We start from the raw sequence: 16,623 nt of genomic DNA, 5'->3' as shown, positions 1-16,623 counted from the left end.
CCCGCCTGATGCCTGCCTCGTGCCTCCGGAGCGAGTTCCGGCTACGTCCGGCTGAGCCGGACTGGGAGTCGCTCGAGTCCGCGCATCACGACGCTGAACCGCCACTCCAGCTGCTCGGCCGGTACCGCGAGGTCGATCCGGCCGTACCTGCCCAGCAGCTTGGTGAACGCGATCTCCGCCTCCAGCCGGGCCAGCGGCGCGCCGAGGCAGTAGTGGATGCCATGCCCGAAGGCGAGGTGGCCGCCCTCGTCCCGGCCGATGTCCAGGACGTCCGGGTCCGCGTAGCGCCGCGCGTCGTGGTTGGCGGAGTCGATGTTGAGCATCACGAACTCGCCCTCCGGGATGCGCACCCCGGCGATCTCCACGGGTTCGGTCGTGAACCGCAGCGTCGCCTGGTTGATGGGGCTGTCGTAGCGGAGGAACTCCTCGATGGCGCCGGGCAACCGGGTCGGGTCGTCCCGCAGCGACGCGAGCTGGTCCGGGTGGGTCAGCAGCGCGAGCACGCCGTTGCCGATCAGGTTCACCGTGGTTTCGTGGCCGGCCGCCAGCAGCAGGCACGCCATCGAGACCAGCTCGTCCGCGGTCAGCCGATCACCGCCGTCCCGGGCGTGGACCAGCGCGGAGAGCATGTCCTCGCCCGGGTCCTGTTCCTTTGCCTTGATCAAGCCGTGCAGGTAGTCCGCCATCGCGTTGGACGCCTCCGTCACGACTTCCCGCGGCAGCGCCGAGACGAGCGCGTTGGACCAGGACCGGAACTCCTCCCGGTCCTCCTGTGGAACACCCAGGAGCTCGCAGATCACCTTGATCGGCAGCGGAACCGCGAAGACCGCCAGCAGGTCGACGTGCTGCCGCCCGCCCAAGGCGTCCAGCAGCTCGTCGCAGATCTCCTCGATCCGCGGCCGCAGGCGCTCGACCGCGCGCGGGGTGAACGCCTTGTTGACCAGCCCACGCAGCCTGCCGTGCTCCGGCGGATCGGTGTTGAGCATGTGGTGCAGGAGCGACTGCCCGAACAGGCTGTCGGTGCCGGCCAGCGAGTGCCGGTCCAGCATTTCGGCGACCCGGTGCGAGTCCTTCGCGAACCGCTGGTCGGCCAGCGCCGCGCGCACCTCCGCGTGGCCGGTGATCAGCCACGGCCGGAACCCCGACGACATGACCATCTGGCGAACCGGGATGTCCCTCATGACGATCCTCCTCGCATCGGCGGCTGCACCGATGGGTCGCCGGACGCCGTTGCAGCTGTCCCGAGGTCATCGGCCAGCCAGGTCTCCAGCGCGGCGGCGGTCGTGGTGGCGTGGTCGTGCAGCATGGTGGCGTGATCACCGGGCACGACGACGATCTCGTCGACACCGTCCGGAGGTGCCGGGCTCTCGCCGCCCGTCGCGTCGAGGAACACCTGCTCCCGGGCCCGCAGCAACAGGGTCCGAACCGCGGCCGGCCGCGCCTCCCACTTCTCGAACAGCTGCAGGTACCGGCTCATGGCTGTGAGTTCTTCGCTGCCGACGTTCAGCGTCCGCACGAGCCGCGAGTTCGCCGCCATCAGTTCGTCGAAGACCCGGTGCGCGTACTGGAGGTTGGGGCTGTAGGCGTCCACCAGCACCAGGCGCTGCGGCGGCGAGCAGATGCTCTCCAGGTGTGCCGCCACCTCCTGCGCGACCCAGCCGCCCGAGGAGTAGCCGAGCAGCACGAACGGCTCGTCGCCCGCGCACTCCAGCACTGTCGTCGCGTGGTGCCGGACCAGCGTCGCCATGTTCTCGGGAAGCTGTTCGCCACGGCCGAAACCGGGGTGGGGCAGCACCCAGACGTCCCGCTTGCCGCGGAACGGGGCGGCGAGGCGCACGAACTGGTGCGCGCCCGCCGGCGTGACGAACGGGGTCAGGCATATCAGCGCGGGCCGCTCCGGTCCCCGCGCCAGGCGTAGCGGGGTGGGCCGGTTCAGCAGCTCCTCCGGGTTCCTGGCGCCGGGGCGCAGGTTCGCGGCCGCCTCCAGCATCGGCATCGCCTCCATGGCCGTGCCGTTCTCGCAGGCCTGCCGGTAGAGCTCGACCATCATGTCGGCCGGACCGCTTTCGCGGGAGCCGGTCAGCGCCGTGCGCAGGTACCGGGCGAGCTCGGCCGGTGTGGGGTGTTCGAAGGCCAGGCTGGTGGGCAGTTTGAGGCCGGTGGCCGCCGAGAGCCGCTTCCGCAACTGGACCGAGGTCAGCGAATCCAGGCCCAGCTCGGTGAAGCGCTGCGCCGGATCCACTTCGTCGGCCTCGGTGTAGTTGAGGACGGCGGCGATCTGGCCGCGGACCAGGCCCAGGAGCGCTTCTTCCTGCTGCTCCTCCGGAAGTCCGGACACCTCGTCCACGAGCGACGACGCGTCCGCTGGCTCGTCGCCCCGGCCCAGCCGCCGCACGTCCGGTAGGTCCGCGAGCAGCGGACTCGGGCGGGACGCGGTGAAGTCGGGGAAGAACCGCGTCCAGTCGACCGGCGACACGATCAGCGACGTCTCCTCGTGCTCCACCGCCTGGCGAAGCGCGTCGACCACCAGCTCTGCGGGAAGGTCGGGTCCGCGGTCCAGCGCCACCGCGGTCGCGACCGCTCCGCGTGCGCGGCGTCGCCGGGCCAGCCCGTCGAAGAACGCTCCGACCGCCCCGGTTCGGGCCTGCCCCGCGCTGCCCCAGACCGCACCGGCCGAGGACAGCAGCACGAAAGCATCCAGTTCCCGGTCCGCGAGCAGTTCGTCGAGGTTGGTGGCGGCCGCCAGGTCGTAGGCCAGGCCCGTACAGGACTGCTCCGCTCCGGCGTTCGGGGGCGCGACGTGGAGCACTGCGGTGAGCTCCCGGTCGATCCCCGCCAGCAGCCGGGAGAGCGCCTCCCGGTCGCTCGTGTCGCATTCGACGATGCTCACCCGGTCTCCGGTGGCCAGCCCCTCGGGTTCCGGGTCCCCGGGGCGGCGTTGCAGCACGAGGTGCTCGACGCCGGATTCGGCCAGCAACTTCACCAGGCCCTCTCCGATGTCGTTGCCGATCGCGCCGGTGACCAGCACCGTGCCGCGCGGCTGCCAGGTGCGCTTCGGCTGGGCGTCGGCCAGCGGGGCGCGAACGAGGCGGCAGCCGAACACGCCCGATGCGCGCACCGCGACCTGGTCTTCGGTCCGTCCCGCGAGGACGCCTGCCAGGCGCCGCATCGCGAACTCGTCCGCTGCTTCGGGAAGGTCGATCAGCCCGCCCCAACGTACGGGGTGTTCCTGCGCGACTGCGCGGCCGAAACCCCACAGCTCGGCCTGCGCCGGATCGGGCGGCGCGTCGGTCGGCGAAGTCGATACGGCTCCGCTGGTCGCGCACCACAGCGGCGCCTGGACGTCGAGTTCACCCAACGCGCTCACGAGGCCGATCGAGGCGACCAGGCCGGTGGGCAGCGCCGGGTGTGGTCCGGATGCGAGCCCCAGCAGCGAGAGTATGCCCACCGGTGGTTCGTCGATCGCCGCGCGCAACCGCTCCAACGCGACGCCGTGGTCCGCGTCGGCGGGCAACTCCACCGCGCGCACCGTCGCGCCGTGCACGCTGAGGGCCTGGGCCGATGCGGCCCTCCAGCCGTCGTCGAGTCCGGCCGGAACGACGAGAAGCCAAGTCCCGTCGAGCTGTGGCGCGGTGGCTTCCGGCACCCGGGCGAAACCGGTCCGGTACCGCCAGTTGTCCAGTGTGGACCTCTCCCGGCGCTTCCGCCGCCAGGCGGACAGCAGCGGGATGACCGGTTCGAGCGCGGTGGCATCGGCGCTCAGCTCGGCGGCCATCGCGGGGAGGTCCGCCTTCTCCACCAGATCCCAGAATTCGGCGTCCTCCGAGCGCGATCCGGTCGCTCCCCGGGGGACGTACTCCATCCAGTACCGCTTGCGCTGGAACGGGTAGGTCGGCAGGTCGACCGTCCGGGAGGCGCCGTCGCCGAAGGCGGGTTCCCAGTCCACGTGCACACCGTTGACGTGCATCTGGGCGGCGGCGAGGAAGAACCGGTCCAGGTCACCGTCGTCGCGGTGCAGGGTGTCGCCCACCACCACTTCGGCCTCCGCCGCATCGGCGATCGCCTGGACCATTTCGGCGAGCAGCGGGTGCGGGCTGATCTCGACGAACGCCTCGTGCCCGCGGGCGAGCAGGCTGCGCACGGCCGGTTCGAAGCGGACCGTCTCGCGCGCGTTGCGGTACCAGTAGTCGGCGTCCAGCTCGGTGGTGTCCAGGACATCGCCGGTCACGGTGGAGAAGAACGGGATCTGCCCCCGCGCCGGGGAGATCCCGTCGAACGCGGCCAGCAGGTCGTCGCGCAGCGCCTCCACCTGGGCCGAGTGCCCGGCTCCGGTGGCGGCCCGGATCCTGCGGGCGCGCACGCCCGCGGCCTTCAGCTCTTCCAGCAGTTCGTCGATCGCGTCCAGGTCGCCGGAGACGGTGAGCGCGGTCGGCCCGTTCTCCGCGGCGACGGACAACCGGTCGCCGTACTTCTCCAGCCGCTGGCGCAGTTCCCCGACCGGCATCGCGATGGCCGCCATGGTTCCCTTGCGGTGCAACGGCATCAGTGCTTCGCATCGCTTCGCGATGAGCTTGGCCGAGTCCTCCAGCGTCAGCGCCCCGGCGATGTGGGCGGCGGCGACCTCGCCTTGCGAGTGACCGAGCACGGCGGCGGGCTGCACCCCGTAGGACTGCCACAGGCGCGTGAGCGCCACCATCACCGAGAACAGCACCGGCTGGACGACCTCGCCGCGGTCCAGCGACGGAGCTCCCGGCAGCTGGCGCAGCACGTCCACTACCGACCAGCCCACCAGCGGCGCGAACGCGTCCGCGCATTCCTGCAGCGCCGCCGCGAACACCGGGGACGAGTCCAGCAGCGCCATGCCCATGCCCGCCCACTGCCCGCCCTGCCCCGGGTACACGAACACCGGCGCGCCGATGTGCTGCCGGGCGACGCCCGCCACGACCTGCGTGGAGTGCTCGTCGCGCTCGGCAGCGGCCAGACCGGCGAGCAACTGTTCGCGGTCCCGACCGACCACCACGGCGCGATGCGACAACGCCGCTCGTGACCGGAACAACGACCGCCCCAGGTCCTCGCTGCCGATGCCGGGGGCCGACTCCGCGAACCTCCGCAGGTTTCCGGCCTGTGCGCGCAATGCGGGCGTGCCCTTGCCGGACAGCAACCACGGCACCGCCGGAACAGCTGCGGGTTCCGCCGTACTGGTCTCGGCCTCGGCCTGTTCCAGGATCACGTGGGCGTTGGTGCCGGCTCCGCCGATGGACGAGACCGCTGCGCGGCGGGGGCGGCCCGTCTCCGGCCACTCCCGCTCGTCCACCAGCAACCGCAACGCACCCGAGGACCAGTCCACATGGGACGATGGTTCGTCCACGTGCAACGTCCTCGGCAGGAAACCACGTTCCAGGGCCATGACCATCTTGATCACACCGGCCACGCCCGAAGCGGCCTGCGTGTGCGCGATGTTCGACTTCACCGACCCCAACCACAACGGCCGTTCCGGCGAGTGCCCTTCGCCGTAGGTCGCCAGCAACGCACCGGCCTCGATCGGATCCCCCAACCGAGTCCCGGTCCCGTGCGCCTCGACCGCATCGACATCCGACGCCGACAAGCCCGCGTTCGCCAACGCCGCACGAATCACCCGCTCCTGCGACGGGCCATTCGGCGCCGTCAAACCGTTGGTCGCGCCGTCTTGGCTCACCGCGCTGCCGCGGACGACAGCCAGCACCTTCCGGCCATGCCGCACCGCATCCGACAGGCGCTCCACCAGAACCACGCCGACGCCCTCGCCCCAACCGGTGCCGTCCGCCGACTCCGCGAACGCCTTGCACCGGCCGTCCGCGGCCAGGCTCCGCTGCCGCGAACCCTCGACGAAGATCCGGGGTGAGACGATCACGGCCGCTCCCCCTGCGATGGCGAGGTCGCACTCGCCCAGCCGCAACGCCTGGCACGCCTGGTGCAACGCCACCAACGACGACGAGCACGCCGTGTCCAGCGTCACCGCGGGCCCGTGCAGCCCCAACACGTACGCCAACCGGCCGGACATGACGCTCTGCCCGTTGGCAGCCAGCAGATACCCCTCGTCGGCGTCGGGCACCCGGTCGAGGAGGCCCAGGTAGTCGTCCCCGGAAGCGCCGATGAACACACCGGTCGACGTGCCGTGCGCCGAAGTCGGCGCGATGGCGGCCCTTTCGAACGCCTCCCAGGTGGTCTCCAGCAGCAGTCGCTGCCGCGGGTCCATCATCAGCGCCTCGCGCGGTGAGATGCCAAAGAACGCCGGATCGAAGCCGGCGGGGTCGTCCATGAAAGCCCCGTGCCGGACGTAGGACTTGCCGAGCCGGTCGGGGTCCGGGTCGTAAAGACCCTCCAGGTCCCAACCCCGATCCACCGGAAACCCCGCCACCCCATCACGACCGGCGGCGACCAACTCCCACAAGTCCTCCGGCGACGACACGCCACCCCCGTACCGGCACGCCATCCCCACGATCGCGATCGGCTCGCGAGAACGCTCCTCCAGCTCGCGCACGCGCTTGCGGGCATCGCGCAGCGCGGCGGTAGCCCGCTTCATGTAGTCGAGGGTCTTCGCGTCTTCCGTCACGTCAGTTCCACCTATCCGACCGCCGGGGCATCCACGAGCTCAGGGCGTGTCCAGTTCGCTGTCGAGGATGTCGAACATCTCGCCGATATCGGCGGATTCGAGGTCACGGACCCCATTGCCGTCCACATCGGACTCCGCAGCGGCGGCTCCCAGGCTCCCGGCCAGGTCGACGAGGCGCGCCGCGATCGCGCGGCGCTCCTCCGGGCCGTAGGAGCCGTCGGCCAGCGCCTTCTCCAGGCCGTCGATCTCCAGCAGGGCCTTGACGGCCGGGGCGGGGTCGTCCTTGACGAGCCTGGTGCGGAGGAAGGCCACGAGCTCGGTGGTGGTCGGGTAGTCGAACACCACCGTGGCCGGCAGCCGCTGGCCGATCACGGCGCCGAGTCCGTTGCGCAGCTGCACCGCGGTCACCGAGTCCAGGCCCATGGCGAGGAACGTCTGCCCGGGGTCCACGGCCTCCGGCGACGGATGCCCGAGCACCGCGGCGACCTGCGTGCGGACCGCATCCAGCAGCAGCCGGTCTTGCTCGTGCCGCGAGGCGGACGCCAGCCGTTGCGGCAGCGACGCCGGTTCCTCCCCGCCGCGGGCGTCGTCCGCGGCGGTGCGGCTCATCGCCTCGATCGCCTGCCGCGCCTCCGGCAGCTCGTCCAGCAGCGGGCGCCTGCGGGCCAGGGTGAAGCCGGTGACGAAGCGCTCCCAATCCATGTCCGCAATCGTCACCAGCGTCTCGTCGACGTCGAGAGTCTGCTGCAGCGCCGTGATCAGCAGTTCCGGCGCCATGACGTGGACGCCCCAGCGGCGCAGCGTCTCGTCCGCCGCTTCCTGCATCGTCGAACCGGCTTCGGCCCACGCACCCCACGGAAGCCCGCGGCGACGCAAGGTGTCCTCAGCGGCGTCGCGGACCGCCATACCGTCCCCGGCCCAGCCGCCCCAGGCGATCGCGGTCGCGGGCAGGCCGCGAGCTCGGCGGTGCTGCGCGAGCGCCTCCAAGTACGTGTTCGCCGCGCCGTAGCTGCCGTGGCGCCCGACGCCCCAAGTCGCGGTGATCGCGGAGAACAGGACGAACGCGTCCAGGTCCAGATCCTCGGTCAGCTCGTGCAGATGCCGCGCGCCAACGGCCTTCGCCTCCGCGATCTCTGCGAAGTCGGCAGGACTCGTGTCGGGGAGCGACTGCAACCGGCCGATTCCGGCCGCGTGCACGACCGCCGACAGCGGTCGTTCCGCCGGGATCGCGGCCAGTACTCCGCGCAGCGCCTCCCGGTCCCGCACGTCGCAGGCCACCACGGTGACCTCGGCGCCGAGCGCCTCCAGTTCGGCGACCCGCTCGGCCATGCCGGGCGCAGCATCGCCGCGGCGGCCGAGCAGCACGAGGTGACCGGCACCGCTGCGGGCGAGCCAGCGGGCGACGTGCCCGGCCTGCACGCCGGTGCCGCCCGTGATCAGCACGGTTCCGCCCGGCCGGGGGCGCCAGGCACGAGTTCCGGTCCGCTCGCCGAGCCGGGCCCGGGTCAGGCGGCGCACGAACGCCCCCGAGTCGCGGATCGCGATGTGGTCCTCGTCGTCGGCCGCGCCCAGCACCCCGGCCAGCTGCCCGAGCACGCCGTCGTCCGGTTCCTGCGGTAGGTCGACCAATCCTCCCCACCGCTCGGGGTGTTCCAGGCCGACGACCCGGCCCAGGCCCCAGGTCAACGCCTGCAGCGGGCGGACCAGCGGATCCGAGGCGCCGGTGGAGACCGCTCCCCGCGTCAGCAGCCAGAGCGGTGCGCCCACCTCCGCGTCGCCGAGGGCCTGGATGAGCGCCAGCGTCCCGGTGGTTCCCGCAGGGATACCCGGGTGCTCCGGGTCGGCGGTCTCGTCCAACGCGAGCAGCGACACCACTCCGGAAACGTCCGACGGCCGCAGCCCGGCGTCGGCAAGCGTGGCGCGGAGCCGGTCGAGCAGTTCGCCGCGCCGCATCCCGGCAGGCATCCCGAACGGCAGCACGACGGCGCCGCGGTCGGCCAGACCGTCCAGCACCGCGGTCGCCCACTTCTCGTCGGCGTCGCCTTCGGGGGTCAGCGCGAGCCACGTCCCCGACAGTCGGCGGGTCTCGAATTCGGTTGGCTCCCAAGTGATTCGGTAGCGCAGGTCGTCCAGCGCCGAGGCTTCGCAGTCCCGGCGGCGCCAGGCGGCCAGCGCCGGCAGCACGTCCTGCAGCGTCCCACTCGCCTCAACTCCCAGCGTCGCCGCCAACGCCGCGACGTCCTCGCCCTCGACCACGGTCCAGAACCGCTGCTCTGCCGATGACCCGCTGCTCACCGGCGTGGGTCCGGGCGCTGGCTGCTTCTCGGGCCAGTACCGCTGCCGCTGGAAGGGGTACGTCGGTAGGTCCACGTCGCGACGGGCGGATCCCGCGAACGGTGGCTCCCAGTCCACCGGGATGCCGACGACGAAGGCTTCGGCCATGGAGCGGTACAGGTGGCTCAGATCGCCCCTGTCGCGCTGGAGGGTGGCGGCGACGAAGAGCTGATCGCCCATGCCGTCGAGGGTCTGCTCCACCGCCGCCGTCAACACGGAGTGCGGGCTGATCTCGACGAATGCGGCATGCCCCCGTTCGGCCAGCGCCTCGACGGCATCGCCGAACCGGACCTGGCGACGCAAGTTCCGGTACCAGTAGCCGCCGTCGAGCTCCGGGCCGTCGAGCCAGTCGACTTCCACCGTGGAGAAGAAGGGGATTCGCGCGGGCGTCGGTTCCGTCGGCGCCAGGGCGCGTTCCAGTTCTCCGGCCAGGGCCTCGACGTGCTGCGAATGGGCCGTGAAGTCGACTCCGGGCACGCGCCAGCGCACCACGCGCTGCGCGGACAGCTCGCGCTCCAGCTCGGTCAGCGCGCCGTCGTCGCCGGAGACGGAGACCGACGCCGGGCCGTTGACCGCCGCTATGGCGAGGCGATCCCCCCACCGGGCGATCATGTCGCGCACCCGGTCGGCCGGCGCCATCACCGACACCATCCCGCCCTTCCCGGCGAGCCGCGCCAGCGCCTGGCTGCGCAAGGCCACCACGCGCGCGCCGTCCTCCAGCGAAAGCGCACCGGCCACGCATGCGGCGGCTACCTCGCCCTGCGAGTGCCCGACCACCGCGCCCGGCTCGACGCCGTGCGAGCGCCACACCTGAGCCAGCGACACCATCACCGACCACAGCACCGGCTGGACCACGTCGACCCGCGCCAGCGCCTCCTGGTCGTCCAGCACGTCGGTCAGGTCCCAGTCCACCCAGGGCCGCAGCGCCGCGCCGCACTTGTCCATCCATTCCGCGAACACCGGCGAAGAATCGAGCAGTTCCCGGCCCATCCCCACCCAGTGCGACCCTTGTCCGGGGAACACGAACACCGGCGCTGTGTCGATGTCACCGGCGACGCCGCGGACCACCTGGGGCGCCGGCTCGCCATCGGCGAGCGCCGCCAGCCCGGCGAGCAGGTCCGCGCGTTCCGTCCCGACGACGACCGCCCGGTGCTCGAAGGTCGATCGGTTCCGCACCAGAGCGGCACCCAGGTCCGCCAGGTCCAGTTCCGGGTCCCGCTCGACCCGCGCCAGCAGCCGCGCCGCCTGCTGGCGCAGTGCGTCCTCGGTCCGGCCGGACAGCACCCACGGCACCGCGGGGAGCGCCTCGCCGGCGGCCTCCTCGGCTTGGGCGGGGGCTTGTTCCAAGATGACGTGGCTGTTGGTGCCGCTGACTCCGAACGATGACACCGCCGCGCGGCGAGGGCGGCCGGTCTCCGGCCACGGACGCTCCGCCACCAACAACCGCAACGCACCCGAGGACCAGTCCACATGGGACGATGGTTCGTCCACGTGCAAGGTCTTCGGCAGCAAGCCGTTCTCCATGGCCATGACCATCTTGATCACACCGGCAACACCCGAAGCGGCCTGCGTGTGCGCGATGTTCGACTTCACCGACCCCAACCACAAAGGCCGCTCCGACGAGCGGCCCTCGCCGTAGGTCGCCAGCAACGCCCCCGCCTCGATCGGATCTCCCAGCCGAGTTCCAGTCCCGTGCGCCTCCACCGCATCAACATCCGACGTCGACAGGCCCCCGCTTGCGAGCGCCGCCCGAATCACGCGCTCCTGCGACGGGCCGTTCGGCGCCGTCAAACCATTCGACGCACCGTTCTGGCTCACCGCGCTGCCGCGGACGACCGCCAGCACCTTCCGGCCATGCCGCACCGCATCCGACAAGCGCTCGACCAAGAGCACGCCGACGCCCTCACCCCAGCCCGTGCCGTCCGCCGACTCCGCGAACGCCTTGCACCGGCCGTCGACGGAAAGGACGCGCTTGCGGGAGAACTCGACGAAACCCTCGGGCGTCGAAAGCACCGATGCGCCGCCGGTGATCGCGAGGTCGCACTCGCCCAACCGCAACGCCTGGCACGCCTGGTGCAACGCCACCAACGACGACGAGCACGCCGTGTCGACCGTGACGGCCGGCCCGTGCAGCCCCAGCACGTACGCCAACCGGCCGGACTTCACGCTGGCCGCGTTCCCGGTGATCACATAGCCTTCGCTGCTCGCCGGGATCTCGTCGAAGGCGTACCGGTAGTCCTGGTAGTTGGTGCCGACGAACACGCCGGTGCTGGTTCCGCCGAGGCTCGTCGGGTCGATTCCGGCCCGTTCCAGCGCCTCCCAGGTCGTCTCCAGGAGCAGCCGCTGCTGCGGATCCATCACCGCGGCCTCCCGGGGCGAGATGCCGAAGAACGCGGCGTCGAATCCGGCTATGCCGTCGAGGAAAACCCCCGCGCGGGTGTACGACTTGCCTGCGTGGTCGGGGTCCGGGTCGTAAAGACCCTCCAGGTCCCAACCCCGATCCACCGGAAACCCCGCCACCGCATCACGGCCGCCGGCGACCAACTCCCACAAGTCCTCCGGCGACGACACGCCACCCCCGTACCGGCACGCCATCCCCACGATCGCGATCGGCTCGTCCAACCGCACCTCTGCGTGCGCCGTGGCGGAGGACTCCGCTCCCGACCGGCCGGTGATGCGCTCGCGCAGGTAGCGGGCGACCGACATCGGGTTGGGGTGGTCGAAGAGCAAGGTCGGCGGCAGGGCGATTCCGGTGGCCCGCGAAAGCTCCTGCCGCAGCTCCTCCCTCGCCTCCCGCTTGATCCCCATGTCCCGGAAGGGCTTGCTCTCGGCGATCCGCGAGGGCAGACCGCCGCCTAGCACGGAGACGACCTGCGCTCGCACCAGGTTCAGCAGAATCCTGTCCTGGCGATCGCCGGTCTCCCCGGCCAGCAGGTCCCGCAACTCGGCCACGGCCGCCGACTGAGTGTTCACCAGATACCTTCCACTAGTGGGCTCGGGGACGTTCGGTGGATCCATGGGGGCGCACCGCCGGCACGCCAGTTCCTGCGAGCTCACCCCGAATTCGGGGAAGTGCCACGAAGAACCGGCCGGGAACGCGAGGATTTCCGCTGCAACGCACGACTTCCTCGCCGCTGCGGTCGCGCCTCCTCCAACGTGTGCGAGTTGCCGAGGTCGGCGAAACGGGACGCTACGTCCGGCCCGATCCGGTGCACAAGGAAGACGGCCACAAGCTGCCACAGCGCGACGGCACGACTCGCCTCCAGTTCGGAAGAATCATTGAGCGTTTTTCATCCTGGTCGGCCCGCAGCCCCGGGTCGCAAAGCCGCACGTCGATGGGCTGTCGCATGCGCCGCAGGCGCATAACCCACCTACGACACTCGCACCGCCGCGGGTTCACTGCGCCCGTGCCCCTGGGGCACTCCTGGGCGAGGACGGCCCTGACGCCGTGTATTGGACATACATAAATCAGGGCACCCACAGACCAGGGAGCCTCTGAGGTTCCGCCACCCGCACCGCCACCCAAAACGAGGTTGGAAAAACCTCATTGCTGCACAACGAAATCGGGATCACGCGGGCGCACCGGTGCGCGTGCACCCGCGCTCGGCCCCAGCGCTCAGGCCGCGTCCGCGGCCGGCAGGTCGATCGTGTTCGTGCCGCGCTCCAGGGCGTTGATGAGCACGGCCATGTTTCCCATCGGGTGCGCGTTGTCGAACAGCAACTGGTGGAGGGAGCCGATGTCCTCGAAGGTCTCGCAGGTGGACAGGCACGGGTTGAGCAGGCCCGCATCGACCAGCCTGACGACGTCGCGGAACTGGCGGGCGTTCGCGCCGTGCGAACCCTGCAGCCGCTTGGAGCGCATCCACAGGTGCCGGAGGTCGATGTCGCCGTTGTAGCCGGTCGTGCCGCCGCAGATCACCACCATGCCGCCGCTGTCGCACAGGTACATGGAGGTGGGCAGGGTGTCCTGCCCGCTGTGCTCGAACACGATCCGCGGTGACTTCCGCTCCCCGAGGATCTCCCAGATCTTCTTGCCCATGGCCCGCGCGCCCCGCAGGAACTTGGTCATGCCCTCGACGTCGTCCACCGCGGGCAACCGGCCCCAGTGGTCGAACTCGTGCCGGTTGATGACGCCCTTCGCGCCGAGCTCGAGGCAGTACTCGCCGCGGGCCTCGTCGGAGACGACCGCGATCGGGACCCCACCGGCCATCTTGACCAGCTGGATGGCCATGGAGCCCAGGCCGCCGGCCCCGCCCCAGATCAGCACCGGGTCACCGGGCTGCACCGTGTTGCCGTGCCAGCCGAAGAGCTGCCGGTAGGCGGTGGAGCCGCAGAGCATGAAGCTGGCGGACTCCTCCCACGACACGTCCTTGGGCTTCGGGTGGCACTGGTAGTCGTTGACCAAGCAGAACTGCGCGAAGGAACCGTAGTTGGTCTCGTACCCCCACGCACGACCGCTGTTGGACGTCGCCACGTCCGCGCCCAACCGGATGTCCTCGTCCTTCTCGTCGTACTGCCCGCCGGAGAGCACCACGTGGTCGCCGACCTTGACGTGCCGCACGCCCTCGCCGACCGCCCACACCACACCCGCGCCGTCGGTGCCGCCGATGTGGAAGTCCTCCGGCTGCCCGAGGCGCTGCCGCATGCCGATGACGTCCAACGGTATGCCCAGCGCCGCCCACACGTTGTTGTAGTTGATCCCGGCCGCCATCACGTACACCAGGACCTCGCCGGGGCCCACCCGTGGCACGTCGACGACCTCGATCTGGAACGCCTGCTTCGGCGGTCCGAACCGGTCCTGGCGGATCACCGACGCGTACATCCGCTCGGGGACCTCGCCCAGCGGAGGCACCTCGCCGATCTCGTAGAGCGACTTCGTCATGGCCTTCTCCTCAATTGCCACTCGCGTCGGCCGGGGCCGACAGGTGTCGTAGTTGCTTCCTGATCTCCTCGATCACCTCGGGTTGGCGCTCTGCCAGGTAGAAGTGGCCGCCGGCGAAGACCTTCGCCTCGAACGCGGCGCTCGTGTGCCTGCCCCAGGCACGCGCCTCGTCGACCGTGGTGAGCGGGTCGGCGTCGCCGACGAGGGCCGTGATCGGGCACCCCACCACCGACTCCGGATCGGCCAGGTAGGTCTCGACCGCCTGGAAGTCGCCGCGGATGGCGGGCAGCACCAGGCGGAGCATCTCGTCATCGCCCAGCAGGTCCGGGGATGTTCCGCTCAGCAACTTCAGCTCCGCGATGACGTCGTCGTCGGGTTTGAGGTGCACGTTCCGCTCGACGTACTTCTTCGACGGCGCCCGCCGTCCGGAGAGCAGCAACGCCCGTGGGCCGTTGCGATCGCGTGCTTCCAGGCGCTGCGCCACCTCGAAGGCGAGCACCGCGCCCATGCTGTGGCCGAGGTAGACCGGCGGCGGGCCCGGCAGCGCCGCCAGTTCGGTCGCGATCCGATCGGCCAGCTCGCCGATCTCGGTGATCACCGGCTCTCGGTAGCGGTCCTGCCGCCCGGGGTACTGGATGGCCAGCACGTCGACCTCCGGCGCCAACCGCATCGAGAGGGGCCGGAAGAACGACGCCGAGCCGCCCGCGTGCGGAAAGCAGATCAACCTGGTGGCACCGCCGGATTCCGCGTCGAAGCACCGGATCCATTCGCCACCTTCGGTCACGGCCGTGCTCATGCGTTGGTGCCTCCCAGTTCGGCCATCACGGCGGACTTCGACCCGGCGACTACCCACCTGCCGGGCGTGGTCGTCTTCGCGGGGCTGCTGATCTCGGCGGGGTGCGGCCAACTCGCACGGCGACGCCGGCGCTGGCACATCTCGACGCTAGGAGGAACGCGATCCGCCGCACAAGCTTGCGGCCACAAGCTGCCACAGGTTCCACCGCGCACCTGCCGACCAGCGCGAGCACGGCTGTTTTCCCCAGGACCACAACGGGATTCGGCATCGATCGTCAGCCGGAGCGTCCAGGGTCGCCGACGTGCCATCCACTTTGGAAGCGGGGTGGCAACGGCCCGGCCACACCCTCGGCGGCGGGGCATCCGCGGCGATGCGCGGGGTAATGAGGGCGAGCGCCGCGCTGGTCATGCCCGCCACCCTGGCGATCTTGGCGCAGGTCTTCCCGGCCGGCGAGCGGCCGAAGACGTTCGGGGCGTGGGCCGTGGTAGACCGGTCGGCGAGCGGCTCGCCGCCGCCGCGCGGAATCACCGCCTGAATTCAACCGCCAGCAGGGTGATCAGGTATTTCCTTTTTCAATACAACTACCCCACTGCTTTCCCCATTCCGAAGCACCGCGGGACACACCTTATCACAGAAACGCCGACGACGCTTCCCAATTTCATTCACACTTATTCCCATCGCCAGGCGACCCAACAATCCGGCAACCGTTCCACGCCCGAAACCGCGAAACTCCTACAGGAGTCAACAAAGCCGTGAACTGTGCCGAATGGACTCCCGCGACCTGATCAATGAAAGGAATCGCATTACTACGAATGGATCTACCTTGGTAGTTGATCACCATGTTGGAGTATCGTTATGCTGAGAATCTATTTCACCCCCAAAGATGTCCTCCGCACCCGCGTGGCGGAACAGCCCGATCCGATGTGGGAACTCGCGCTCAGCTTGCACGTCCTCCGCGGACACGTCACCTGGCCGACGCAACTCGCGTGGCGGGGCTGGACGCGACACAGGTTACGCGACACGGGCTTATCCACCCGAATGCATCTCGTGTCCTCGCTGGTTCCCGTCAAGGGGAACTTCCCGGACTTCCTCACCCCGGTCACCGCCGGGCCGGACTTCGAGGCCGGCCTCGAAAGCATCCTGTCCGCCGGGCAGACCCGACTCAGCAACGACCTTTCCGCGGCGTTCGCGCGGCAGAGCGCGCCGCCTTGGATCCGCAAGCTGTCCAACGGCGACCGGGCCGCGCTCAACAAGCTCTGCGACACGCTCCGGGACTATTTCAACACCGCCATCCGCCCGCACTGGCCGAAGGTCCACCACCAGGTCACCGAAGACCACGCGCTGCGGACACGTCACCTCACGACCGGGGGCGCCGAGAAGCTGTTCAACTCGCTCCCGGCCCCCATCAAATGGCGCTGGCCAGTCCTGGAGACGAACTACCCGGAGAACCGGACGCTGCACCTCGACGGCCGCGGCCTGACGCTGATCCCGTCGTACTTCTGCTTCGGCAACCCGATCACCTTCATCGACCCGGGGCTCCCGCCCGTGCTCGTCTACCCCGCTCACAAGGCGACGAACGGCGTGCGCCCCGGCGGTGGCAGGGAGAACGCGTCGAAGCGGCTGGCCGCCCTGCTCGGGCACACGCGCGCGCAGGTCCTGCTGGCGTTGCAGACGCCCAGTTCGACCTCCGGTCTCGCCCGGCAGATCGACGCGTCGCTGGCTTCCGCCAGCCAGCACACCACCATCCTGCGCGAGGCCGGTCTGATCACTTCGACCCGGCTGGGCAAGGCGGTCCTGCACAGCCTCACCCCGCTCGGGCGGGAACTCGTCGGCACCAATGACCAGCCCGGCGCGGTCGCGCCGGGTGATCACCGGGGAGTCAGCCGTCCGGGGCCCAGGCGGTTGCCGTACCTCGCCGACTCGGCCGGGTAAGGCGGGCGGCAGGCACGGGTCCTCTCGACGAGCGCCCCGAGTGGTGGCGCCCGCCGAACGGGCCTGGACCCGCCGAGCGGCCGGCCG

7 protein-coding genes are annotated in these 16,623 nt (G+C 70.6%); 2 read left to right on the top strand and 5 right to left on the bottom strand.

Annotated features, from left to right (window positions below):
• Positions 1–41: 41 nt before the first annotated feature.
• The 5 genes from E1288_RS15675 to E1288_RS15655 all read right to left on the bottom strand — a co-directional run bounded on the left by E1288_RS15675 (position 42) and on the right by E1288_RS15655 (position 14,604).
• Entirely contained in the window at positions 42–1,181 is a 1,140-nt protein-coding gene (locus tag E1288_RS15675) for a cytochrome P450 family protein (RefSeq protein ID WP_132485689.1), read from the bottom strand.
• Positions 1,178–6,592 carry a type I polyketide synthase gene (locus tag E1288_RS15670; protein ID WP_132485687.1) on the bottom strand — a complete coding sequence of 1,805 codons (5,415 nt, stop codon included), beginning with the start codon at positions 6,590–6,592 and terminating at the stop codon, positions 1,178–1,180. Before E1288_RS15670 ends, E1288_RS15675 begins: the two co-directional genes overlap by 4 nt.
• 39 nt (positions 6,593–6,631) lie before the next feature.
• Complete coding sequence (locus E1288_RS15665) at positions 6,632–11,899, bottom strand: type I polyketide synthase (protein ID WP_132485685.1); 5,268 nt, start codon at positions 11,897–11,899, stop codon at positions 6,632–6,634.
• Between the two features lie 643 nt (positions 11,900–12,542).
• On the bottom strand, positions 12,543–13,808 hold the full coding sequence (gene ccrA, locus E1288_RS15660) for a crotonyl-CoA carboxylase/reductase (protein WP_132485683.1): 1,266 nt from the start codon (positions 13,806–13,808) through the stop codon (positions 12,543–12,545).
• 10 nt (positions 13,809–13,818) lie between these two features.
• Positions 13,819–14,604: a thioesterase II family protein gene (locus tag E1288_RS15655; protein ID WP_132485681.1), complete on the bottom strand. Its 786-nt coding sequence runs from the start codon at positions 14,602–14,604 to the stop codon at positions 13,819–13,821.
• 301 nt (positions 14,605–14,905) lie between these two features.
• Here E1288_RS15655 and E1288_RS47960 point away from each other — a divergent pair, with 301 nt between their 5' ends.
• Together E1288_RS47960 and E1288_RS15645 are read left to right on the top strand one after the other, a co-directional pair.
• A complete protein-coding gene (locus tag E1288_RS47960; protein ID WP_132485679.1) occupies positions 14,906–15,139 on the top strand; it encodes a hypothetical protein in 234 nt (77 codons plus the stop codon).
• Positions 15,140–15,651: 512 nt separating this feature from the next.
• Positions 15,652–16,536, top strand: a complete 885-nt coding sequence (locus E1288_RS15645) for an ArsR/SmtB family transcription factor (protein WP_132485677.1) — start codon at positions 15,652–15,654, stop codon at positions 16,534–16,536.
• Positions 16,537–16,623: the final 87 nt, after the last annotated feature.

The organism is Saccharopolyspora elongata (assembly GCF_004348985.1).
GTDB lineage: Bacteria > Actinomycetota > Actinomycetes > Mycobacteriales > Pseudonocardiaceae > Saccharopolyspora > Saccharopolyspora elongata.
This window is presented reverse-complemented; position numbering and strand designations above follow the sequence as displayed.

Coding starts and splice junctions, on each gene's coding strand:
- ccrA (WP_132485683.1), bottom strand. CDS start 13,808: ATGACGAAGTCGCTCTACGAGATCGGCGAGGTGCCTCCGCTGGGCGAG.
- E1288_RS15675 (WP_132485689.1), bottom strand. CDS start 1,181: ATGAGGGACATCCCGGTTCGCCAGATGGTCATGTCGTCGGGGTTCCGG.
- E1288_RS15655 (WP_132485681.1), bottom strand. CDS start 14,604: ATGAGCACGGCCGTGACCGAAGGTGGCGAATGGATCCGGTGCTTCGAC.